This is a genomic window from Rhizobium sp. BK529, assembly GCF_014194105.1.
Taxonomy (GTDB): domain Bacteria; phylum Pseudomonadota; class Alphaproteobacteria; order Rhizobiales; family Rhizobiaceae; genus Rhizobium.
In genome coordinates this window covers 3,201,302-3,223,640 of the sequence record NZ_JACIAU010000001.1, presented here as the reverse complement: position 1 = coordinate 3,223,640, position 22,339 = coordinate 3,201,302, and the positions used below count along the sequence as shown (strand labels likewise).

The following is a 22,339-nucleotide window of genomic DNA, read 5'->3' as shown; positions in this document are numbered from 1 at the left end:
CTTGGGAGGACATCACCGGCTTGATTCGCGCGGATCTAAAAGGTCACGCAACCCGTCGCCCAGCATGTTGAAGCCGAAGACGGTCAGCGCGATCGCAAGGCCGGGCAGGATCGCCAGCCATGGCGCGAGGGACAGGAATGTCTGTGCATCCGCCAGCATTCGTCCCCAAGTCGGCGCCGGCGGCGCCATGCCGAGACCGAGGAAGGAGAGGCCGGCTTCGGTGAGGATCGCAAGACCGAGCTGGATCGCTGCATGCACGATGATCTGGCTCAGGATGTTCGGCAGCACATGCCGCACCGAAATCCCAAAACGGCTGTTGCCGAGCGCCTGCGCCGCCAGAACGTAATCGCGGCTCCAGGCCTGTAAAGACGTGGCGAGCGTCACGCGCGCAAAGACGGGCACCATGAAGACTGCGATTGCTGTGATTGCGGTAAAGCGCCCCGATCCCAGAAATGCGCCGAGGATCATGGCCGAGAGGATTGGCGGCAGCGCAAACACCACATCGCAGGCGCGCATCAGGAGCGCCTCGTAAGGGCCACGGATGACAGCCGCGGAGATGCCGGCAACCGAGCCGAGCATCCCGCCGATGGCGACAGCGCTGATGGCGATCGACAGAGAATTCCAGCATCCGGCCATCAGCATGGAGAGCACATCGCGGCCGAATTGGTCCGTGCCGAGCAGGCCGAACGCAAGCGGCGGCTGCAGCTTGTGAATGATCTGCATCTTTGCCGGCGGCAATGGCGTCCAGAAAAGCGAAAGCAGAGCAACCGCTGCCAGAAAACCAATGACGATAGTCCCGCTGATCAGGTTCATTCGCCGGCTAAGCCTGAAGCTTCGGCGGTGCGATATGATGGCGGAAGAGACGATAGGTGCCATCACGCCGCCTTTCGCATGCGCGGATCGATCGCGAGATAGGAGAGGTCGACGATGAAATTCATGACGATGACCAGTGAAGCGAAGAACAGTACGACATCCTGCATGACGATAATGTCGCGCTGCGAGAGCGCCTGGAATGCAAGCCGTCCGAGACCCGGCAGGTTAAAGATGTTTTCGACCAGCACGGCACCGGCAACGAGGAAGGTGAACTGCAGCCCGAGGATGGTCAGGATCGGCACCAGCGCGTTCGGCACGATATGCCGCCAGAGCACCGTGTTGCGCGACAACCCTTTGGCGACGGCGGTGCGCGCGAAATCCTCGTGCATGGTGTCGAGCACCGCCGACCGCGCCACACGTGTGAGAACGCCGGCCTGCGGCAACGCCAACGCCACAGCCGGCATCAGCAGCGCCTGCAGTGCTGGCAAGAGCCCTGCGCCCCACCCCGGGAATCCGCCTGCCGGCATCAGTCCGAGTGTGGTGGAAAACAGCATGATCAGCAGTAGCGCCACCCAGAAGGCCGGCACGGCGATGCTGATCTGCGAGAAGACCGTGGCGATCGCATCGATGATCCCGCTGCGCCGCGCTGCTGCCAGCACGCCGAGCGGCAGCGCAATCAGCACCGAAAGCACGATGGCGATCAGAGCGAGCGGCAGCGTCACCGCCAGCCGCTCGACGATCAGCCCCGCAACGGGGACTCCATAGGTATAGGATTGCCCGAGATTGCCGGAGAAGACGCCGGCAAGCCATTGGCCGTAACGAAACAGAAGCGGCTGGTCGAGGCCAAGCTCATGGCGCAGCGCCGCCAGTGTTTCGGGACTGGCTGACGTGCCGAGCATGATCGAGGCGGGATCGCCGGGCAGCAGGTCCATAACGGCGAAAATGACAAGCGATACGACGAGAAGAGTAATGACAAGGCCGGCGAGGCGGCGGGAAAGCAGTGCGATCATTTCGTGTTCATCACCCTGTCAGCCGTCGCCTGCATCCGATATCTACTCTTCCCAGGAAACGTTGCTGAGGACGTTGGAGGGAATTGGCTCGTTCTCCCACAGTCCCTTCAGCTTCTTGTCCCAGACGCCGAGTTTGGGCATGACAAAGAGGTAGAGCGCCGGCACGTCCTCGGCGAGAATCTTCTGCGCTTCGCCATAGATCTTTGCCTGTTCGGCCGGATCGGCGGTTTCCTGCGCCTTCTTCATCAGGTCGTTGAAGGCGGGGTTCTTATAGTTGAAATAATAGGGATCGCGCGAATAGATGTCGATGTCCATCGGTTCCGCATGGGCGACGATCGTCATGTCGTAATCGCGGCTGGTCATGATATCCTTGACCCATTTCGCCGGAAATTCCGTGGGCTCAATGTTAACAGTCACGCCGATTTCCGCAAACATGGCCTGCATCACCTGCGCGCTGCGCGGTGCATAGGCCATCTGGGGCGATTTGATCGTGAAAGTGAAACCGTTGGGATAGCCGGCCTCGGCAAGCAGCGCCTTCGCCTTCTCGACATTGTAGGGCAGGACGCCGGTCATGTCCTGATAGCCGGGATCGTTCGGCGTGTAATGGCTGCCGATCGCGGTGCCGAGGCCGGACCAGGCGCCGTCGATCACCGTCTGGCGGTCGATCGCCATCATCAGGGCCTGGCGCACACGCTTGTCGTCGAAGGGCTTGCGCGCATTGTTCATGCCGGCCACGACTTTGAGTTCGGTGTTGCCGATCCTGGTTGCCAGACGAGCATCGCCATCGAAGGAGCTCATCAGCTCCGGTGCAGCAAATTCCGGAAAGGCATCGAGATCGCCGGATTTCAGTGCGGCGGCCTGTGCCTGCGGATCGTTGATGAAGCGGAAGGTGACCTTGTCGAGCTTTGCCGCGCCATCCTTGTTCCAGTAGTCGGCATTCTTCACCAGTTCCACATGATCGCCCTTGGCCCAGGTGGAGAATTTGAACGGTCCGGTACCGACCGGCGTCGTCTTGTCGTCTGCGGCAGACGCCGGTCCTACCATGACCGAAGCCGGCCAGCCAAGCCAATAGATCAGGCTTCCGGTCGGGCTGGAAAGATGCAGCACCAGTGTTTCGGCATCCGGCGTGTCGATCGATGCGATCGATGCGAAGAAGCGCTTCTGCGGGTTGACGGAATCCTTGCCGCGGGCGCGGTCGAGGGCAAATTTGGCGGCAGAGGAATCAAAGGCCTCGCCGTCATGGAATTTCACACCGCCCTGCAGTTTGAACGTATAGGTCAATCCATCTGGAGAAATCTCCCAACTCTTTGCGAGCTGCGGCTGCACCTTGCCGGCCTCGTCGATCCTGACCAGGCCTTCGAAGACGTTCTGCCAGGTGACCTGGCCGATGGCCACGGGAGCGGCGATCGTGGGGTCGAGGCCGGTTGGCTCGACGCTCATGCCGAGATTGAGAGTGGTCTTGGCGGCTGCAGCGGGTGTCAGCGCCAGCATCATGATGCCTGCAGAAAGAGCCGCGCCCATGGAAAGATGCCGCGCAAGACGCACCGTTGGCGCGAGCGAAACCTTGATCATCCTGTTCCCCTGTCCGGTTCCGCTGCCTGGCGGGACCCTTTTACGTTAAATTGACACCACGCCAGTGCACACACAATGACGATTTTGTGTGCTCGGTGTAGCCGAAATGGCTACACACCAATTTTTGCCCCAATGCAAGTCCGTGAATTCTACTCTTTGGTGTCGGCCTTGCTGTTCGACCGCTCGCGCATGAACCGTTCGATGAAATCGAGAAGCTTCGCTGCGGCAAAGGAAAGCTGGCGATCGGGCGCCACGCAGAGATCGACATGCGTGCGGATACCGGTCTTGCCGGCAAGGGGAATGGCCGAGAGCTGTCCAGCCTCGATCTCGCGGCGGACGGTCAGCGCCGGCAGCAGTGTCACTGCCGCGCCGCTCAACACCAGTTCCTTGAGCATCTCCAGCGAACTCGTGACGAAAACCGGATCGAGGCTTAACCCTTCCTTCTCGAAGAGCGCGTCAAAGGCCTGGCGAAAACCAAAGGATTGATCGGGCAGGGCCAGGGCAAAGTCGGCCAGTTCCCCAAGCGAAATCTCCGGAAGCGCCGCTGCCGGATGGCGTGGCGAGGTGATGAGATCATAGGCGATTTCCGAGCGCAGCCGCACTTTGGTGCCGGACATCGGTGGCGCAAACAGGGTCACCGCAATATCGGCTTCGGCGCTGTTGACGGCATCGATGGCCGCTCGTGCGCTGGTAATCGTCACGGCAAAGCGCAGCTTCGGATATTTCAGGCTGAATTCGGCGAGCGCCGGTGCAAGCAGATTGGCAACGGTCGCACCGTTCGCATAGATGTTGACTCGGCCGCGTTGCAGGCCCTTCAGGTCCTCGATCAGCTGCTGCACATGGTCGAGCTCGCGCAGCGTACGGCCGGCGCGTGCCGCCAGGAGCTCGCCGGCAGCCGTCAGCTTTACGCCGCGGGCGCTGCGTTCCACGAGGGGCGCGCCGAAATGGTATTCGAGATTCTCGATCTGCCGGCTGATCGCTGTTGGTGCGACATTCAGGTTTTCGGCCGCCTGGCGCATGGAGTTGGTTCGCACCAGCTCGTCGAAATACATCAGCGCCCGAATCTGCATTCACCCGTTCTCCGCCGTCAGGCAATTCACGATAGTCTAGGTAATCAGCGCCCGACCGCATAGCGGTCGCGCCACGCCATCTGTGCGCCTGGCACCGGAAGCGCCGTCGCCTCATAGACGCCACGTGCGATGGCCCGCGCCATGACGATCCCGGCCAGATGGCACAATTCCATCAGGCTTGCCATATCGTCGCGCTTCCGTTTGCCGGTGGAAGCTGCAAAAATCGTATCGCCGTCAAGCGGCAGGTGAGCGGGCAGCACCGCGCGTGCCAACCCATCATGGGCGGCGATGGAAAGCCGGTGTGCCTCTGCCTTGACGAGCGATGCGTCGGTGACAACAGCGCCGATCGTCGTGGCTGTTGTCTTCACACTCTTGAGTCGTAGCTGGTAATCGATCTCTCCGGGCATGCCGTACCCGCCGAATTCTCCATCCTGTTCGAAAGGGGCTGCCCAGAAATGCGGGCCTTCACCGATTGTCACCGAACCGACGGCATTGACGGCGACGATGGCCGCGATGCGGTACCCAGCGCTACTGATGGCGCTTGCCGAACCGAGTCCACCCTTGAAGGTCGCAGTCGTGGCGCCCGTGCCGGCGCCGACGGTGCCGAGAGCGAAGCCCCCCTTGCTGGCCGCCTTGGCGGCTTCATATCCCATCTCGCGATAAGGCGAATGCACGCCCCAATCCTTGTCGCCGCCGTTCAACAGATCCATCAGGATCGCCTGCGGTACGATCGGAATCCGTATAGGGCCGACCTGGAATCCGCGCCCCATCTCCCGCAGTCCCGCCTGTACGCCGCCTGCAGCATCGAGGCCGAAGGCCGAACCGCCCGACAGCACGAAGGCGTCGACAGCATCGACCACCATGGAGGGATCAAGCAATGCGGTATCGCGTCCGCCCGGCGCGCCGCCGAGCACGATGCCGGACGCGATGGCCGGGTCATCGAAGACGATGGCCGTGACGCCGGAGCCGAGCGATGGATCGGTCGCATGGCCGACCGCAACGCCGTCGATATCGGTGAGGAGATTGAGAAGATCGGACAAGCGCGGATTCCTGTCATGAAAAGGGAGGCGCGCCGATTGGAAGTCAAATGCCGTTAAAAGACAAGACGGGCAAAAACAAGACCGGCCCGTCTTGCCGGGCCGGTCGAAAATCCTCGTGTCGTATCAAAGCCGCGTTCCGCGTCAGGCATGGAGGGGCTTCGGGTCGCGACGGGTCATCAGATCGTGAATGGCCAGCTTCACCTCGGCGGGTGAGCTGAAATGCTGCTCGTCGAGATCATGGACATGGAATTTGACGGCGATAAACTTCAGCCGATCTTCATCCGGAACGACGATCCCAACGGGAACGCCTGCATATTCGATAACTTCTTTCTTCATGCATAGAACTCCTGCCGCGCGGGTGCGCTGGCTATGGCGAATTGACTTGTCTGGTACCGTTGAAAGGGGGACGAAGGTCACATTCGACAGTTCGGGCGGGAGAGGGCGCCCGGACGGTCATTGCCAAGCACAGATCGCCCCGGCAGTACGGCGAGAATTGCGAAATCAATCATGTCTCGTTCCTTGCGTTGGCGTTGCACTTGCGAGGTCCCGGAAAAGCCCGGGCCGGTGAAAGACCATTTCTATAATCTACAATCTTACTAGAGAATAGCTGGTCGTCTATAAGAAACATATTCCGAAACATGTCAAAATATCGACGATCCGAAAAATTTCATTCCATCACATTTCGATCTACAGAAAGAATTCTATCACGCCTTCGTGCAATCCATGTGACGGTGCGAGAGCTCTCGTCATCATCGAGGCAGACATAGGAAGTCGATCTGATTCCGGCAATGGGTGTTTCGTCAAAAATCGAAATGTCCCGAAAAGACTCAAATCCGCTAACGGCAAAAACCGCTGCCTACCATCCTTCCCGCAGCACCTTTTCCAGCATGTCGACGAAGAAATCGGCGCTCTGTTCCGTCAGGCAGAGCGGTGGCTTGATCTTCAGCACATTCAGGTGATCGCCCGTCGGCTGCATGACGACCCCGAGTTCTAAGAGCCGGTCGCAGATTGCCGCCGTCTCTTCGGTTGCCGGCTCCAGCGTCACTCTGTCGCGCACGAATTCGAGGCCGAGATAGAGACCCATGCCGTGCACGGCGCCGACGATCGGGTAGCTGTCGATGAGTGCCGCCAGCCGCGCCTTCAAATGGTCGCCTGTCATGCGGGCGTTCTCCTGCAAGCGCTCCTCGGCCATCACGTCGAGAACAGTCATGCCGGCAACGCAACTGACCGGGCTGCCGCCGGCCGACGAGAAGAAATAGCCTTCCTTCTCCAGCGAAGCGGCGATCTCTTTCGTTGTGATGACGGCGCCGAGCGGGTGGCCATTGCCCATGCCCTTGGCGATGGTGATGATATCGGGCACGACGCCCTGCTGCTCGAAGCCCCAGAAATAATGGCCAAGCCGCCCATAGCCCACCTGCACCTCGTCGGCAATGCAGAGGCCGCCGCGTTCCCGCACCTGCCGGTAGACCTCCGTCAGATAGCCGTCGGGCAGCGGAATGCCTCCGGCATTGCCATAGACCGATTCCGCAATGAAGCCGGCCAGACCTTCGCCCTTAGCATCGATGGCCTCCAGCACCGGCATAACGGCGCCGAGATAATCCGCAGTCGACTCCGGCCCGCGGAACCGACCACGATAGGTGTTCGGAGAGATAACCGAATGAACCCAGTCCGGCCTTGTCGTCAGAGCCTGCGGATTGTCGGCGATCGAGGTGGAGACTGCGTCGCTTGCCACCGACCAGCCGTGATAGCCCTCCAGCAGGCAAAGCATGTTGCGTCGGCCGCTATGCGCCCGGGCAAGCCGCAGCGCCAGATCGTTGGCTTCCGAGCCGCTGTTGACGAGGAACACCGCATCCAGGCCGTCGGGCGCCAGCGATGCAAGGCTCTCGGAAAACTCAGCGACGGCGGCATAATGGAAGCGTGAATTGGTGTTCAGCATCAGCCACTGCTGCCTGACCGCATCCGCCATGCGCGGATGGCCATGGCCGAGGATCGTGACATTGTTGACCATATCGAGATAGGCGCGCCCTTCGACATCGAAGAGATGCTCCTTCCAGCCGCGCTCGATCTGCGGCGGGTGCGCGTAATAGTTCTTCTGCGGACTGGCGAAATGCGCCTGCCGCAGCTCGAGAAGTGCTGCCGTTTCAGGTTTCGGCGCATCGGCGCCCGGTCCGAGCAGCGCAGAAGGCGACGGGCAGAGCGCGGACCACGCCGCGGCTTGTCGCGGTGTCGCAAAGAGCGGCGGCTCGAAGCCAGTGATGCTGCAAAGCTGCAGGCGCAAGCCGCCGAGTGACGACATCTCGCCGGAGACGGTGCCGAGTTCTTGACCGGCAGCAACTTCGCTGCCGTCATCGACGGACAATTCGATACCGTCGAGATGCAGCTTTACATCGGTGCCGGTGAGGACCAAATGCTGGTCGTACCAGGTGATCCGGCCGTCAAAGGGCGCGGCAACGGTACTGCCCGCCGCAAGGCAAATATCCATATGCAGGGCATAGGTCGCCTGGGCTTTTGCATGGTGCAGGCCGGTGCGAGACAGGCGATATTCGCCGTAGCGCGTCGCTGCTGCTCCCTTTTCCGCTGCCGCGCGGGCGAGAAGCCGCCAATCCATGTCGGTCGCCAGCCAGTTACCATCAGAAAAATGCGGGCTCTGCACGCCGAGATCGACATAGGCGATGGATGCAGGATCAACTTGCGGCAGGAGAGACTGCCAGTCTTCCATCTTGACACTGGCAACATCGAGACCGGCCGTTTGCAGGATGGCCGCTTCCATCAATTCGAACGGCACGGATATCGCCGTATCGAAGATCCGCCTTTCGCCCTCCAGATTGCCTCTGACGTAGGCGTTATCCGGATCGATTGCGATCTGCTGTTCGCTGCTGGCGACGAGAATGACGGCGCGCGCCACGATGAGCGGCCAGAGCGCCTTCAGCTCTTCCTCGATCAGCGGATAGATCTCGTGATAGGCCTTCACCGCTGGCAGAATATAGAAGGGATCGCCGTTTGCCTGATGTAGCAGCGAGGCGCAGGTCACGGCAAGGTCGCCGACCAGCCAGCCGCGGATGATGTCGCCGAAATCGATCACTCCGTCAGGCAGAGGCCGCCCATACGCGTCGGGCCGGCCGACGACATTGTCGCCCGTCACATCGTGATGAACCGCCTGGAGCCGCAGCGACGGCGCAAGCGGCTGGATCCGGCGCACAGCCATGACCATCGTCTTGGCGATCCTGTCGCGGGCGGCGCTGTCGGTAATGGAGGAAAGGAGTTGCACGGCCACCGGTCCCGCACGGCGCAGGTCCCATTGCAGGCTGCGGTCGAGTCCGGGATGCGTAAAATCGGCAAGCGCCTGAGCCAGCCGCGCGCAGAGCGCGCCGAGCGCTGCGACCGAGGCGGGCGCCAGATAGGCACGATGTGTCAAGCCTTCGCCTTCGAGATATTCCAGCAAGCGGACCTGATAATCCTGCTCCCGTACGCTGACGGAAACGATCTCCTGCCCCTCACTGGAAGTCATCACATTTGGGACACGCGGCGCATCCGGCTTAGCGCGTAAATGATGAATCGCCGCATTCTGCGCTTTGAGTTCTTCGGCCTCGTAGACGGCATGGCAGATCTTCAGCACATAACGCCCGTCGTCGGTATCGAGCCGGTAGTTGCGGTCCTGCTGGCTGCCAAGCTCCGACAACGTGCCGGAAAGCCCGTAATGTGAAAGCAGGATATCCGCGGCTTCGGAAGTGGTAATGTCGGGGCGCGGCAGCGCCATGCGGTCCACAAGCGCTTCCTCGGTCATGGCACCCCCTCCGCGGCATGATTCGATTATCTATTAAAACAGATAATCAGGCACTTGCCGACAAGCAACGGAAGATTGCACGACGGCATCGGCCCGAAAATCGCAACCGATTTTCGGAAAGCCTCACGCGTAGGTTCAAAGACTTAGAGCGTCGTGCGTGCGAATGGACGCACGACGCTCCAGCCGCGGATCTGGCGGAAACGGGTTGTCCGCCTCAACCCATGCGTTCGGAGGCGTAGCTCCCGGGGCTGGCGGGGAAGACGATGGTGCGATTGCCGTTGAGGAAGACACGGCGGTGAATATGGGCGTGAATAGCACGCGCCAGCACCTGGCTTTCGACATCGCGGCCGATCGAGACATAGTCCTCGGCGCTCTGCGCGTGGGTGATGCGCGCTGTATCCTGTTCGATGATCGGGCCTTCGTCGAGATCGGCCGTCACGTAGTGGGCCGTAGCACCAATCAGTTTCACGCCGCGTTCATAGGCCTGCTTGTAGGGATTGGCGCCTTTGAAGCTCGGCAGGAAGGAATGGTGGATGTTGATGATGCGGCCCGACATTTTCCGGCACATGGCATCCGACAGTACCTGCATGTAGCGGGCGAGAACGACGAGTTCCGTACCGGTCTGCTCGACTAGGTCCATCAGCTGCGCTTCGGCCTGGGGCTTGTTTTCCTTCGTCACCTTGATGTGGTGGAAGGGAATGTCGTGGTTCACGACCACCTTTTGGTAGTCGAAATGGTTGGACACGACGCCGACAATATCGATCGGCAGCGCGCCGATCTTCCAGCGGTAAAGCAGGTCGTTGAGACAGTGACCGAATCGGGAGACCATCAAGAGCACCTTCAGGCGCTCGCTTCCGTCGTGCACCTCCGCATCCATGCCGAATTTCTCGTAGATCGGCTTGAAGCCTTCCTTAATCTCCGCAAGGGTGGCGCCCTCTTCGGAGATGAAGCTCACTCGCATGAAGAATTTGCCGGTATCGAGGTCGTCGAACTGCGAACTGTCGATGATGTTGCAACCCTTTTCGGCGAGATAGGTCGAAATCGCCGCCACGACGCCGCGCGTCGACTTGCAGGTTACCGTCAATACATAGTCCGTCATGTCCTCTGCCCTCCTTGCGGCCGCCGCGCAGTGCTTAGATCAAAGCCGCGGCCACGAACAGGCCGGCACGCTTTCATTTCTGCAATAAATTGCAAGCCGAACTTTCATGCCTGTGGCATTTGCTTTCATGGCGCCAAGCTTATGACAGGCCGTGCAGGATTCCGTTCTGCCTGCGCCGTCGGAAATTCCGTCTTCGCCTTCCGGTATTTTTGGCGTCAACCGGTCGGCCGGCTGGCAACCCGGACTTTTTTGCGCGGCGTGATGATTTCATGAATGATCGCCCCGACGATGGAGGAGAGCACGAGGCAGAGGATCACGAAGATAACAGGATGCTGAAGTGCACCGATGGGGAAGCGATTGGCGATTGTTCTGAGGAGTGCCAGCGTGAAGGCGTGGGTGATGTAGATCTCATAGGAAGCATCGCCGAGATAATTTAGCCCGCCGACGAAAGGCAATCGCGAGAAGTCGATGGAAATGGCGCTGTAGACGATGAAGATCGCCGGTATGCCCCAGCCATAATAGCGGTTTTCAGGCGGTACCAGACTTTCGTTGATGAAGAGAAAAGCGAAGCCGACAAGAAGCAGAAGCCAGGCCCAGCGCTGCGGCAGCAGGAGTTTCTGGAGATAGAGCCAGCCAAGAAAAGTGCCGGCAGCAAATTCCAGAATGATCGGCTCGCCGTAGAATGTCGTTGCCGTCGTTTCCGGCAGCAGATGGCAGACAATGAGAATGGCCGCGAAGGTGCCGAACAGAGCAGGCAGGCGATAGTCTTCACGCATCGGCAGGAGCATCGCGAAGACGAAATAGAAGAACATCTCGTAGTTCAGCGTCCAGCCGGGCACAACGACCGGCGTGATCGTCGTTGGATCGGCCGGGTTGACCCACGGCAGGAACAGCATCGAAGCGAGGAGATGTGGTAGGTCGAAAATTGTCGACTTCAGAACGGATGGCGCGACGAGCGCAACGACTGCAGAAAACAGCGTTGCCAGCCAATAAAGCGGTACGATCCTGCGGATACGCTTGCGGGCGAAGTCGATTGGTGTCGTTTCCCGTCCACTCGTCGTCAGCCACATCACGAAGCCGCTGAGCACGAAGAAGATATCGACGCCGGTTTCGCCATAGAGGAACGAGGTCGCGTCGATGGAGGGATTGATTTTCGGCAGCTGCAATATCGCATGGAAATAGACGACCATAAGCGCAGCAAACGCGCGCAGGTATTGCAGCTGGACAAGCATCGGGCGCCTTGCTCCCACGGGCTTTCGCGGAACCGCCTCGGGCGTGCCGCTTCGTCAACTCTCTACATTTGCCGGACGGCCCTGCCGGACGCGTGGCGTGTCGCAGTAACGCATGTGCCCGATAATAAGCCACAGAAGGCCGGCGATCTTCATGGAGAAAATCGCCGTTCCGCCAATCATCATATTCAGAAAAATGAAAAGAGAAAGTGAATGAGCGCAACGCAATTGGGCCGGAGTGCGCCCTGCCGGAAAGAGGCAGACGAAAAGCCAGAAGGCGATGACGCCAAAAATCGTCGCACCATAGATCAGATAGACATAACCGCTGTCGGCGAACTCTGCGACGCGATCGACGGAGAGCCCGACGACCGCAAGCGGATCGAGGTCGAACAGCTTCTTCATCGTCAGATTGATGCGGCCGGTGAAATTGTCGCCGACTGCATTAGGATCTTTCATGTAAACCAGGAAGCCGGCGCAAACGATAAGCGGCATCAGCGCCAGATTGAAGACTTTCGGGATTTTCGGAAAGATGAAATAGCCGATGATGCAGCAGCCGGAGAAGATGAGCATCGTGCGTGTATCGTTGGTGGTGAGGATCAGCACGGCGGTTGAGATCGCCAGCACCCGATCCAGCACGGAAATCCGGCTCCACAGCGAAATAAGATAGACAGCGATCACGCCGCAAAAATTGGCAAGCGACACCTGTTCCAGGAAGATCGACGAAGACCGATGGTCGATCAAGCCGAAGGAGAAGCGGCCCTCGAAGCCGAGCGCATTCTGAAACAGACCGGTCTTATTGTAGCTGAGCGGGAACAGCCCGCGCGTATTGGCGAAATAGTCGGAGGGATGCACGATGCTGACATAGAAGGGTACGCTGATGATTTCGAAGATCAGGAAGAGCAGTACCGTGAAGCAGGCCAGCCGGAAGATCAGCTTCATCGTTCTTTCGTTGCACCAGCTTCCAAGCCCGGTGAAGCAGAAGATGATGAGCACGTTACGGAAATGGTCGATAAAGGCCATCTTGTTGAGCACGCTCACATAGATCGTCACGATCAGCGTGAAGAGCATGAACAGGAACGCTGGGAGGTCCTCCTCGTAGATGCCCTTGTGCAGGATGTAGATGATCGCGCTCGCCATGATCAGGCCTTCGCTGGCCGCCACATGCGTCAGCGAAAGCGGCACGACATTGTGGTTTATGAAGGCCAGGATGCCGTTGTAGAGAACCGAGAGCAGCCCGAGAGTCAGGATCGGGTAATCGAGACGCGAAGCCGGGCTGACCGCATCTGCGGCCGATTCGAATCTCGCGCTGGTCTCCCCGATTGTTGCCACGTCATGTCCCCACAGGTTTTACCGCGAGGCAGACGGGCGCATGTTTGGCTACCATCTGCTCGAGCAGACGCATTTGTGGGCGCTCGTCGGTATCACGCGGCTGTATATTGAACGGTTCGTTGGCCGGCCACCATTCCCCCGCCGCCCAATAGGAGAAGCCGATCCATGCATCGCTGTTGTCGGACATGGTCGTCAGCATCGTCTTCAGCCCGTCGAGGCAATGCGCATTTGCGGATGCGCCGAATTCGCCGAGAAAACCGCGCTTGCCGTTTCTCTTCAGCCATGCGGTCACACGGGTGATGGCATCGGCCGCAGCCTTCGCGCCTTCGCATGTATCGTGCGTGCCGGAGGAATCCGCATCGAGATACTGATGAAATTCATAGGCGTAGAAATTGAGCGGATCGTGCACGCCGAGCATGACGGTGCCGTTCGCGCCGCCGATCACATCCTGTTCCCAGCTCGCCGCTCCGCTCCAGGCCGTGCCCGGAACCAGGATGAGATTGCGGGCGCCGACAGCCCGAATGCCGCGGATCGCGGCATTGGCGGCTTTCAGCCAATCGTTGGCGGGAATATCATGCGGCTCATTCATCAGTCCGAAGAGCACGCCGTCCTGATTGGCAAACTCTAGCGAAAGCCGAGCCCAGAAATCGGCAAAGGCTGCATTCGTCGCGGGTGGCTTACCAACCTGATCCTTGTCGTAATAGCCGAAATTGTGCGGATCCAGCAGTACGTTCATCTTGTGCTTGCGGACCAGCGCTACCGTATCCTTCAAGCGCTGCAGTTCATCATCGTCGAACCTAGTGCCAAGCCTCGGCTGCAGCCGCTCCCAACGGAAGGGCAATCGGATGATCGTCATGCCCTTCCGGGCGAAATAGCTGATCGTTTCCTCACTCGGGTAGGTGTAATTCGTGCCATAGACGCCGCCGCGCTCGCCATATTCTGCGCCGGAGAGATTGACGCCGTAATAACAGAGTGGCCCGTCGGCGGCATGGACGGCGGACGAAATGGCCGTGACGGCGGCAAGCAGCAGCCTTTGCAGCAGTCTTTTCCGTTTCATGGACCGTCCTTGCGAGGGCGCGGCAGGTTGCCACGTCGGCTTCGATAGCGGCATCTTAACGGTCCGTTAGCTAAGAATTTCTAAAGTCGCCGTGTCCCGGTCATGCTTTCTCGCCGGGCGGATGCGGTGTTTATGAATCAGAATGACCGGAACAGGGTAAGCCGTCTGCCTGCCTGGCGCAGTTATGAGTCGTCTCAGCCTGCGCTTGAGGGCGCCCGTGCGCGCAGCCCAATCATTCGGCCGACCGATTTCGTTCCTCCCCCGCCGCCTGAACCCGAACCCGTTCGGGTGCGTTCGGCAATGCGTGAAAGCCGTCCCGCCGAGCAGGCTCCGCCGCCGCACGGCATGGTTCCCCCGGTTGTCGTGCCGGCGCAAACCGCACCCGCTATCGCGGAGGCGCCGGTCGCCGCCGTGCCGCTCCTGGACATACGATCCGCAGTTGCTGCCATCTGGAGCAGGCGCATCGCCGTGGCCGGCCTATGTGTACTCGGCGCTGTCGCAGGCGCGGTCATCGCGCCCCGCATACCGCAGAAATTCACCGCCGTTGCCGCCCTTTATTTCGATCCGCGCCAGATCGGCCTCGCTGACGGCGGCACGCAGAACGCAGCGCCCTCGCCGGAGATGATTTCGACGCTGATCGACAGCCAGGTGCAAATCCTGACCTCGGGCAATGTGCTGCGCCGCGTGGCCGACGCCATGAAGCTCGACCAGGATCCGGAATTTACAGCAGGCAGGACGGACGGCGCCGCCGTCATCGGCGCGCTTCAGAAAGCTCTGCTGATCACCCGCGAGAACAATACCTACGTCGTCTCGCTTGCGGCGACGACCCATGATCCGGAAAAATCGGCCAGGCTCGCAAATCAGGTCGTCACCTCCTTCATGCAGGAGGAAAACAGCGCTTCAAACGGCCTTTACGAAAGCACGTCATCGACGCTCGACAGCCGCCTGAATGACCTGCGCCAGAAGGTGCAGGATGCCGAGCAGGCAGTTGAAACCTTCCGCGCCGACAATGATATGGCCGCGACGGAAGGAAATCTGATCTCGGATCAGCGCCTTGCCTCGCTGAACACGTTGCTCGTTACCGCTCAGGAAAAGACCATTCAAGCCAAGGCTCGCGCCGATGCCGCGGCAAACCTGCGTGTCGAAGATGTCGTTGCCGGCAGTCAGACGGACGGGGCCGGCGGCACATCGCCGCTTGTCAGCCTGCGACAGCAATATGCCGCGCAGGCGGCGGTCGTCGGCAGCCTGCAGAGTCAGATGGGCGCCCGCCATCCACGCCTTCAATCCGCCCGCTCTTCGCTGAGCAGCATCGGCGCGGAAATCAAGGATGAGCTGCAACGCGTCGCGACCTCGGCAAGGGCGGACTACGAACAGGCCAAGAAGGCTGAAGACGATATTGCCAAGGAGCTGGCAGTGCAAAAGGCGCTGCAGGCAACCACCTCGGACAAGCAGGTGCAGCTCAACGAATTGCAACGCAAGGCGACAGCCACCCGCGAACTTTATGAGGCCGTGCTGAAACGCTCCGGCCAGACCAGTGAGGAACAGAGCCTTACTCAGAGCAATATCCGCGTTGTCTCGCCAGCCGACGTCCCGGTAAAGCCGGACGGGCCGAGCAAGAAAATCGTCTTCGTCGCAGGCATCATCGGCGGCCTGCTCGCCGGCTTTGTTGTCGGCGCAGGCTTTGCGATCCTCACAGGCCTCTTCTCTCATCCGGTCATCAGAAGTTATTTCCGCAAGCCTGCCCGCACGTCCGCTTGATGGCGGCCTCCAATCTTCCTACATCCCAGGAGCGGGCAACGAACGGATGATGTCCGGAAAAGAGGTTGTAATGCGGTTTGTTGCGGTTCTCCTGCTGTCGCTTGCTGCCGGCGCTGCCGCCGCGCCCGCCTTTGCTATTGACTGGCAGAGTTCCGGCAAGCAGGCCGTGCAGCCGCTGTATCCCTACAAGGATCTTCCGGGCGTGAAGGCCCAGCCGGATAAGAAGGAGGAAGAATCCTATGCCTGTCACACCGAAACCGTGCCGATCCGGCGCCGTCACGACGAGATCTTCCGCTCCGGCGGTATGCCGACGCTGATGTATGTCTGCGAACGTGACGGCGTGGTGTCGATGGACAGCCGGGTACCACTGCGCGGCCATTACCAGCCGGTGCGGTGAAAGCCGACCGATGGGTTCGCATTCAGGCGGAGCGGGACAAAGTCGCGCGACCGTGATCCAATTTCTCCGAGACGACCTCGATCAAAACGTTTGCCACGCGTTCAATGTCGGCTTCACTCATGTCATGGTAGCTTGGCAGGTTGATCGCTCGTTCCGGAATACTCCAGGCGTTGATGTTGGCCGGCCTTTCCTCAAACATGGGGAGACTGGAAAGCGGATGGAAGAAAACGCGGGCATCGACATTGGCGGCTTCGAAAGCCTGCTGCAGCATTTCACGGGTGATGCCAATCGCAGGGTGGAAAACGGCTGTGGGCATCCAGGCGCCGTTGACCGTGCCCGTGTATTCGGGATTCATACTAATGCCGTTCAGGTGTGATAGGCGTACCATATAGGCGGCAAGGATTTCCCGTTTGCGAGATACCAGTTCCTCAATGCGCTCCAGCTGCGCGCAGCCGATTGCCGCCTGAATATTCGACATCTTGTATTTGAATCCGACCTCGTCCGGCCAAAATTGCTTCGTCTGGCCGCGGGCGCGACCGTGATTGCTGAGCGTCAGCACCTTTTCGTAGAGGTCGGCATCGCTTGTCACGAACATACCGCCTTCGCCGGTCGTCAGCGTCTTCGTGCCGTGGAAGGAGAAGGTGCCGAAAATGCCCATCGAGCCTGTGCGACGGCCATGCCAGACGGAGCCGATGGCCTCAGCTGCATCCTCGATGACAGGGACGCCGGTGCGGCGACTGATATCGAGCAGCGCATCCATGTCGCAGAGATTGCCGTAGATATGGGTGGCGATGATGGCGCGCGTGCGCGGTGTGATATGACGCTCGACCTCAGCCGGGTCTATGCACCAGCTATCGGGCAGCACATCGACGAAGATGGGCTCGGCTCCAAGATGCTGGATCGGCGCAGCGGTTGCGATCCAGTTGGTGTCCGCCAGGATCACTTCGTCGCCCGCACCGATGCCGAGCGCTGCCAGGCCCATATGCATGGCGCCCGTACAACTCGATGTCGCGATCGCATGGTTGCTGCCGAGATAGGCCGCGAATTCTTTTTCGAAGCGGATGATATAGTCGTAGCAGCGCGCGCCCCAGCCATTCGCCGCAGCATCGGCTGCGTAACGTGTCTCAAGCTCGGTGATCGACGGTTTTGTGTAGAAGATCCTGTTGTTCATGGCGCTGACTTCTTCGTGATGGAAACTGAAAATCGTGGCAGGCAGATCGAGCTCGTGCGTTAAGCAGGCCAGGCTTTACATAATCACGTGACGGGTGAGATCATGCTCGTGGAATGTGATCCCAGGCAGGTAGCCCCGTGAAACGAAAACCTCTCGGTTGCCGCTCTCGGCGATGAAGACTGCAGTTGTCTCAACGGGATCGGATCCGATTTCGGTCGTAACCTTCACGTTCGGCTTCAGCCCTACGTCTCGCATCAGTCTCTCGAGGCCGGATGTTTCAGGAAAGCCCGAGAGCAGGAGCGTATTGACGCCGATCGTAGAATTGACCTCACGGACAAGCGTTTGCACTGCCACCATGAGGGGCAGTTTCTCTTTATATGGCCGGATCTCAGGATGGTCGGCAATGCCTCCCCAGACGATCCGGGTGTAGAGTTCATATGCCTTGAGGAAGTTCTTGTGCTGGATCCAGAATCGGAAGGCGACCGCCATGCGATTGAGGGTGAAAATCTTGCACATTTCCTCGTACAGAAAGCGCGTTTCCCCGGTGAGGTTCAACGCGCCACGCTTGGCACCGGTGAAGAGGAAGTATTCGAGACCGGCGCGATAGCGATCCCAGCTCGTCATCACCTCGTCGGTGCCTGCCTGGGGACGATCACGGGCGGTTCTTGGATTGGTAACGGAGCGATAAAACGGCTTCTTGAGGAAACTGACGGCCCCTTGATCGAGGAAATGGGCGAGAAACGAGAAGGGGTAGAAGCAAAACTCCCTGGGCACCCAAGCCGAGCGAAGGGCCGAAGCGCGATAGAGCGCGATCTCGGGGAAAATATGCCGTTCGTATAGCAGCTTGAACACTTCGGCGAAGCTGCCCAGCGGAAACTTGAAGTCCTGGTCGAGTTCGAAAAACTGCCCCAGATCTCTGGATGCGACTTCGTCATGGAGGAGCCAGGGCGCCTGCGCAGCGACGACATCGGAGTTGTTATCCATGTATCGGACGGTCTCTGCCACAGCATCTGCGATCAATATGTCGTCGTCGGCGAGATAGATGAGATATTCGCCTTTGCCGAGACGGAATGCGCTGGCGAAATTCGGTCCGCCGCCAGCATTTTCTTCGCGCTTGAAGTAGCGGATCGGCAGGCCCCGCGCGATGAACTCCTCGGCCACCTGCTGAGTCCTATCGGTGGATGCATTGTCGCAAATGACGATTTCGTACGGGAAGTCGAAGGCCTTGTAATCGCGTTCGCAGTAGCCCAACGTGTTGCGCAAGAAGAGCTCGCGATTGTAGGTCGGAATGCAGATGCTGAGTTTGATGCCGCTCAAAGGCCTGTCTCCTGGCTGTAGCTTGCAAGCGCGGCGTCGCGCTCGCTGATGACGCTCGGCGTGAAGGGCCAGGCGATGGAAAAGGCGGGATCGTCCCAGCGGACGCCGCGGGCAAGCTCCGGCACATAGACTTCCGACATCTGGTAGAAGAGCTCGCAGTCGTCCTCGAGCGTCAGGAAGCCGTGTGCGCAGCCGGCCGGTATGTAGAAGGCGTTGTATCGCGTGGCATCGAGTTCAACGGCCGCCCATTTGAGATAAGTCGGCGAATCACGTCTCAAATCCAGCGCCACGTCGAAGACCCTGCCACGCGTCACGCGTACCAGCTTGACCTCCGGCCGCGGCGCGGCCTGATAATGCATGCCGCGCAACGTCCCGCGCTTGTGGTTTTGCGAAATGTTGCACTGCGGGTAAACAGGCACGAGACCGTGGTCGGCAAAGCTCTTGGCGTCGAAGGTCCGCGCGAACAGCCCGCGCTCGTCGGAACGAGCATCGACTTCCACCACAAATGCACCGGAAACCGCGGTGGGAACGAATTTCATCCGATCACCGTCAGTTCCGGCACGGCGACGGCGAAGCGTCCACCCCAGGCGCCGACCCTGCTATTGGCTGCAACGACTTCGTTCTTGATGTTCCAGGGCAGGATCAGAATATAGTCCGGCTGCGTCTCGTCCATCTTTTCCGGCGCATAGATCGGCAGTTTGCTGCCCGGCAGGAAGTGGCCCTGCTTGTGCGGATTACGGTCGACGACATAGTCGATGAGGTCGGTGCCGATGCCACAGAAATTCAGAAGCGTGTTGCCCTTGGCGGCAGCACCGTATGCAGCGACCGTCTTGCCATTGCGCTTGGCGTCGGTGAGGAAGCTGAGCAGCCCGTCCTTGATGGGTGCGACGCGGCTCTGGAAGGCCTCATAGGTCGCGACCTTGTCGAAGCCGGCAGCTGCCTCGTCGGCGCGCACCTTGGCAACTCCTGGGCCAGTCTCATGAGCCTTGGACGTCGCGCGGCAGGCGAGCACGCGCAGGCTGCCGCCATGCGTCGGCAGCTCTTCCACGTCGAACACCGTGAGCCCGTGCGCCGCAAACACCTTCTCGACGGCCAGCAGCGACAGATAATAGAAATGCTCGTGATAGACGGTATCGAACTGAATGTTTTCCATCAGCCGCAACAGGTGCGGGAATTCGACGCTGACGACACCGTCCGGCTTCAGAACGGCAGAGAGCCCGCCGACGAAGTCGTTGATATCAGGAACATGCGCCAGCACGTTGTTGCCGATGACGATGTCGGCAGCAAGGCCGCGCGAGACGAGATCGGCAGCCGTTTCCTTGCCGAAGAAGCGGGCTTCCGTCGGCACGCCGATTTGCCGGGCGACCTCAGCGACGTTTTCGGCCGGTTCGATACCGAGCACCGGCACACCCGCCTCGACGAAATGCTTCAGCAGGTAGCCATCATTGCTCGCCACTTCGATAACCTGCGATTTTTCATTAAGGCCGAAGCGCTTGCGGGCCACGATGGTAAATTGGCGGGCATGCTCCACCCAGCTGTCGCTGTAGGATGAGAAATAGGCGTAATGGCTGAAGATATCTTCCGGCGGTACGAAGGCATCGGCCTGTACCAGCCAGCATTCGGAGCAGACGAAGGCGCGCAGCGGATAGGATGGTTCCGGCTGCTTGAGCTGCTCTTCCGTCAGATAGGCGTTGGCAAGCGGTGTCGAGCCCAGATCGACGAAACGATGCTTCAAGGGAGCGCCGCAGAACCGGCAATTATGCGCTGTCATGATATTGCTTCCTCATAGGCCACGATCTGACCGAGCGAGAAGGCGCGCATGTCGGCTCCTTCGCGGTTGGCCTTGTACCAGGCGGCTGTCCAGTCGATTGTCTGCTGCAGGGTGAGGCGCGGTCGCCAGCCGATAGCCGAAAGCGCCAAATCCGAACTCAATGTCAGGGCAGGAGCTTCCGGCAGATGCATTCCCGGTGCTTGCTTCCAGACATCGTTGACGCCATGGGCGAGGCCGAGCGCTTCGGCAAGTTCGGCAACGGTCGCGAAACTCTGTGGGTCCGGTCCGAAATTGAGCGCCTCGGGCAGCTCATTTTCATCCGAAAGCGTCAGCGCCTCGGCGAAAGCGAGGTAGCCGCCGAGTGGCTCCAGCACATGTTGCCAGGGCCGGATCGCTTGCGGGTAACGAAGCTGGATCGGTTGATTGCTTTCAAACGCGCGGATGAAATCTGGGATCAGCCTGTCTTTCGACCAGTCGCCGCCGCCGATGACATTGCCGGCACGCACGGTCGCGATATTGATGTCGCGTTCCCTAAAGAAGCTGTCGCGATAACTCTGAACGACGAGTTCGGTGCAAGCCTTGGAATTGGAGTAGGGGTCCTTGCCGCCGAGCGTATCGCTTTCGATAAAGGGAATGCCGCTACCGTTATTGGCGTAGACCTTGTCGGAGGTGATGACGAGGACTGTCCTGACGGAGGGTGCATCGCGCACCGCGTCCAGAACGTTTGCAGTTCCCAACACATTGGTCGCGAAGGTCTCGGTCGGATTTGCATAGGAGCGCCGCACCAGCGCCTGCGCTGCCATGTGGATGACGATTTCGGGCCTGAAATCGATGAGGTGTTGCTTGAATGTGACCGCATCTCTGATGTCGGCAATGTGGTGGCGTTGCTTATCCCAAGGCGAGAGACGACTGTAAAGGGAAGGGCTTGTTTCTGGCTCAAGGGCGATGGCGGCAATCTCTGCGCCGAGCTTCTCAAGCCATAGCGAGAGCCAGGAACCCTTGAAACCCGTTTGCCCGGTAAGAAAAACCCGCCGCCCCTGCCAGAATTCGTTCACTTCCACACCTTCCACGGTGCTTTTCCGTTGCTCCAGAGCTCTTCGAGATGATTGCGCTCGCGCAACGTATCCATCGGCTGCCAAAAGCCATCATGCTTGAAGGCGGCGAGCTGGTGATTGGCCGCGAGCCATTCGAGGGGATCGGCTTCGAAGATCGTGTCGTCGCTCGGAATGAGGTCGAGCACAGAGTGGTCGAGCACGAAGAAGCCACCGTTGATACGTTGGCCGTCGCCGCGCGGCTTTTCGAAGAAGGAGGTGATGAGCTCGCCTTCGATATTTGTCGCGCCAAAACGTCCGGGCGGAGTCACGGCGCACATCGTGGCCTTCAGGCCGTGCTGGCGATGGAATGCGACTTCGGCCGCGATATCGATATCGCCGACGCCATCACCGTAGGTCATGCAGAACGGCTCGCCCGGGGTCAGATATTTACGCACGCGACCGACGCGACCGCCAGTCATAGAATGCATGCCGGTGTCAACGACCGTCACGCGCCAGTTCGGCTTCTTGCCTTCGTGATATTCGATCGCGTTGGAGGCGAGATCGACGGTGATATCGCTATGGTGCAGCACAAGGTTTACGAAGTATTCCTTGAGCATATAACCCTTATAGCCGGCACAGATAATGAAATCATTCAGCCCGTGATGAGCATAGATATTCATGATATGCCAAAGGATCGGCATGCCGCCGATTTCGACAAGTGGCTTTGGGCGAATAGTGGTCTCTTCCGAAAGCCGCGAACCGAGGCCGCCCGCGAGAATGACGACTTTCATCGAGAGAAAACTCCGAAAAATGGGGCAATAGGTTTCATCAAAGCAACCTGTTCGAGTTCATTCCGGTATCGGCCATTCATCTTGTGCGAGCCTTGCC

19 protein-coding genes are annotated in these 22,339 nt (G+C 59.7%); 2 read left to right on the top strand and 17 right to left on the bottom strand.

The features are described 5' to 3' along the window. Positions 1 to 12: 12 nt before the first annotated feature. The 11 genes from FHX08_RS16165 to FHX08_RS16115 form a co-directional block, all read right to left on the bottom strand. Positions 13 to 876 (bottom strand): ABC transporter permease, encoded by an 864-nt coding sequence (locus tag FHX08_RS16165; RefSeq protein ID WP_184327311.1) that lies wholly within the window; start codon positions 874 to 876, stop codon positions 13 to 15. Beyond that, on the bottom strand, positions 876 to 1,823 hold the full coding sequence (locus tag FHX08_RS16160; protein ID WP_132653018.1) for an ABC transporter permease: 948 nt from the start codon (positions 1,821 to 1,823) through the stop codon (positions 876 to 878). Before FHX08_RS16160 ends, FHX08_RS16165 begins: the two co-directional genes overlap by 1 nt. Before the next feature lie 42 nt (positions 1,824 to 1,865). Then, complete coding sequence (locus FHX08_RS16155) at positions 1,866 to 3,395, bottom strand: ABC transporter substrate-binding protein (protein ID WP_132653017.1); 1,530 nt, start codon at positions 3,393 to 3,395, stop codon at positions 1,866 to 1,868. 149 nt (positions 3,396 to 3,544) lie between these two features. Then, positions 3,545 to 4,465 (bottom strand): LysR family transcriptional regulator, encoded by a 921-nt coding sequence (locus FHX08_RS16150; RefSeq protein WP_132653016.1) that lies wholly within the window; start codon positions 4,463 to 4,465, stop codon positions 3,545 to 3,547. Between the two features lie 44 nt (positions 4,466 to 4,509). Further along, a complete protein-coding gene (locus FHX08_RS16145) occupies positions 4,510 to 5,505 on the bottom strand; it encodes a P1 family peptidase (RefSeq protein WP_132653015.1) in 996 nt (331 codons plus the stop codon). A gap of 141 nt (positions 5,506 to 5,646) precedes the next feature. Then, a complete protein-coding gene (locus tag FHX08_RS16140; RefSeq protein WP_132653014.1) occupies positions 5,647 to 5,841 on the bottom strand; it encodes a hypothetical protein in 195 nt (64 codons plus the stop codon). Positions 5,842 to 6,361: 520 nt separating this feature from the next. Beyond that, a complete protein-coding gene (locus FHX08_RS16135; RefSeq protein ID WP_132653013.1) occupies positions 6,362 to 9,289 on the bottom strand; it encodes an aminotransferase in 2,928 nt (975 codons plus the stop codon). Between the two features lie 214 nt (positions 9,290 to 9,503). Further along, entirely contained in the window at positions 9,504 to 10,388 is an 885-nt protein-coding gene (gene purU, locus FHX08_RS16130; protein WP_132653012.1) for a formyltetrahydrofolate deformylase, read from the bottom strand. A 215-nt stretch (positions 10,389 to 10,603) separates the two neighbouring features. Then, positions 10,604 to 11,620 carry an acyltransferase family protein gene (locus tag FHX08_RS16125; protein ID WP_132653011.1) on the bottom strand — a complete coding sequence of 339 codons (1,017 nt, stop codon included), beginning with the start codon at positions 11,618 to 11,620 and terminating at the stop codon, positions 10,604 to 10,606. 54 nt (positions 11,621 to 11,674) lie between these two features. Next, positions 11,675 to 12,946 (bottom strand): hypothetical protein, encoded by a 1,272-nt coding sequence (locus FHX08_RS16120; protein ID WP_132653010.1) that lies wholly within the window; start codon positions 12,944 to 12,946, stop codon positions 11,675 to 11,677. A 1-nt stretch (position 12,947) separates the two neighbouring features. Further along, a complete protein-coding gene (locus tag FHX08_RS16115) occupies positions 12,948 to 14,003 on the bottom strand; it encodes a glycoside hydrolase family 5 protein (protein ID WP_132653009.1) in 1,056 nt (351 codons plus the stop codon). Positions 14,004 to 14,135: 132 nt separating this feature from the next. Here FHX08_RS16115 and FHX08_RS16110 point away from each other — a divergent pair, with 132 nt between their 5' ends. Then, positions 14,136 to 15,761 (top strand): GumC family protein, encoded by a 1,626-nt coding sequence (locus FHX08_RS16110; protein WP_132653008.1) that lies wholly within the window; start codon positions 14,136 to 14,138, stop codon positions 15,759 to 15,761. Between the two features lie 70 nt (positions 15,762 to 15,831). Continuing rightward, a complete protein-coding gene (locus FHX08_RS16105) occupies positions 15,832 to 16,158 on the top strand; it encodes a hypothetical protein (RefSeq protein WP_132653007.1) in 327 nt (108 codons plus the stop codon). A 22-nt stretch (positions 16,159 to 16,180) separates the two neighbouring features. Here FHX08_RS16105 and FHX08_RS16100 read toward each other — a convergent pair whose 3' ends face one another. From FHX08_RS16100 to rfbF, 6 genes are all read right to left on the bottom strand, one after another. After that, the gene (locus FHX08_RS16100) at positions 16,181 to 17,329 is read right to left on the bottom strand and encodes a DegT/DnrJ/EryC1/StrS aminotransferase family protein (protein ID WP_132653006.1); all 1,149 of its coding nucleotides are present in this window, start codon (positions 17,327 to 17,329) and stop codon (positions 16,181 to 16,183) included. Positions 17,330 to 17,404: 75 nt separating this feature from the next. Continuing rightward, a complete protein-coding gene (locus tag FHX08_RS16095; protein WP_132653005.1) occupies positions 17,405 to 18,646 on the bottom strand; it encodes a glycosyltransferase family 2 protein in 1,242 nt (413 codons plus the stop codon). Further along, positions 18,643 to 19,185: a dTDP-4-dehydrorhamnose 3,5-epimerase gene (gene rfbC, locus FHX08_RS16090; RefSeq protein WP_132653004.1), complete on the bottom strand. Its 543-nt coding sequence runs from the start codon at positions 19,183 to 19,185 to the stop codon at positions 18,643 to 18,645. The genes FHX08_RS16095 and rfbC overlap by 4 nt, the downstream gene beginning before the upstream one ends. After that, complete coding sequence (locus tag FHX08_RS16085) at positions 19,182 to 20,417, bottom strand: class I SAM-dependent methyltransferase (protein WP_132653003.1); 1,236 nt, start codon at positions 20,415 to 20,417, stop codon at positions 19,182 to 19,184. The genes rfbC and FHX08_RS16085 overlap by 4 nt, the downstream gene beginning before the upstream one ends. Next, on the bottom strand, positions 20,414 to 21,487 hold the full coding sequence (gene rfbG, locus FHX08_RS16080; protein WP_409527397.1) for a CDP-glucose 4,6-dehydratase: 1,074 nt from the start codon (positions 21,485 to 21,487) through the stop codon (positions 20,414 to 20,416). Before rfbG ends, FHX08_RS16085 begins: the two co-directional genes overlap by 4 nt. Then, positions 21,469 to 22,242: a glucose-1-phosphate cytidylyltransferase gene (gene rfbF, locus FHX08_RS16075; protein ID WP_132653002.1), complete on the bottom strand. Its 774-nt coding sequence runs from the start codon at positions 22,240 to 22,242 to the stop codon at positions 21,469 to 21,471. Before rfbF ends, rfbG begins: the two co-directional genes overlap by 19 nt. Positions 22,243 to 22,339 lie beyond the last annotated feature (97 nt).

Coding starts and splice junctions, on each gene's coding strand:
- FHX08_RS16165 (WP_184327311.1), bottom strand. CDS start 876: ATGGCACCTATCGTCTCTTCCGCCATCATATCGCACCGCCGAAGCTTC.
- FHX08_RS16160 (WP_132653018.1), bottom strand. CDS start 1,823: ATGATCGCACTGCTTTCCCGCCGCCTCGCCGGCCTTGTCATTACTCTT.
- FHX08_RS16155 (WP_132653017.1), bottom strand. CDS start 3,395: ATGATCAAGGTTTCGCTCGCGCCAACGGTGCGTCTTGCGCGGCATCTT.
- FHX08_RS16150 (WP_132653016.1), bottom strand. CDS start 4,465: ATGCAGATTCGGGCGCTGATGTATTTCGACGAGCTGGTGCGAACCAAC.
- FHX08_RS16140 (WP_132653014.1), bottom strand. CDS start 5,841: ATGAAGAAAGAAGTTATCGAATATGCAGGCGTTCCCGTTGGGATCGTC.
- FHX08_RS16135 (WP_132653013.1), bottom strand. CDS start 9,289: ATGACCGAGGAAGCGCTTGTGGACCGCATGGCGCTGCCGCGCCCCGAC.
- purU (WP_132653012.1), bottom strand. CDS start 10,388: ATGACGGACTATGTATTGACGGTAACCTGCAAGTCGACGCGCGGCGTC.
- FHX08_RS16125 (WP_132653011.1), bottom strand. CDS start 11,620: ATGCTTGTCCAGCTGCAATACCTGCGCGCGTTTGCTGCGCTTATGGTC.
- FHX08_RS16115 (WP_132653009.1), bottom strand. CDS start 14,003: ATGAAACGGAAAAGACTGCTGCAAAGGCTGCTGCTTGCCGCCGTCACG.
- FHX08_RS16110 (WP_132653008.1), top strand. CDS start 14,136: ATGAATCAGAATGACCGGAACAGGGTAAGCCGTCTGCCTGCCTGGCGC.
- FHX08_RS16105 (WP_132653007.1), top strand. CDS start 15,832: ATGCGGTTTGTTGCGGTTCTCCTGCTGTCGCTTGCTGCCGGCGCTGCC.
- FHX08_RS16100 (WP_132653006.1), bottom strand. CDS start 17,329: ATGAACAACAGGATCTTCTACACAAAACCGTCGATCACCGAGCTTGAG.
- rfbC (WP_132653004.1), bottom strand. CDS start 19,185: ATGAAATTCGTTCCCACCGCGGTTTCCGGTGCATTTGTGGTGGAAGTC.
- FHX08_RS16085 (WP_132653003.1), bottom strand. CDS start 20,417: ATGACAGCGCATAATTGCCGGTTCTGCGGCGCTCCCTTGAAGCATCGT.
- rfbF (WP_132653002.1), bottom strand. CDS start 22,242: ATGAAAGTCGTCATTCTCGCGGGCGGCCTCGGTTCGCGGCTTTCGGAA.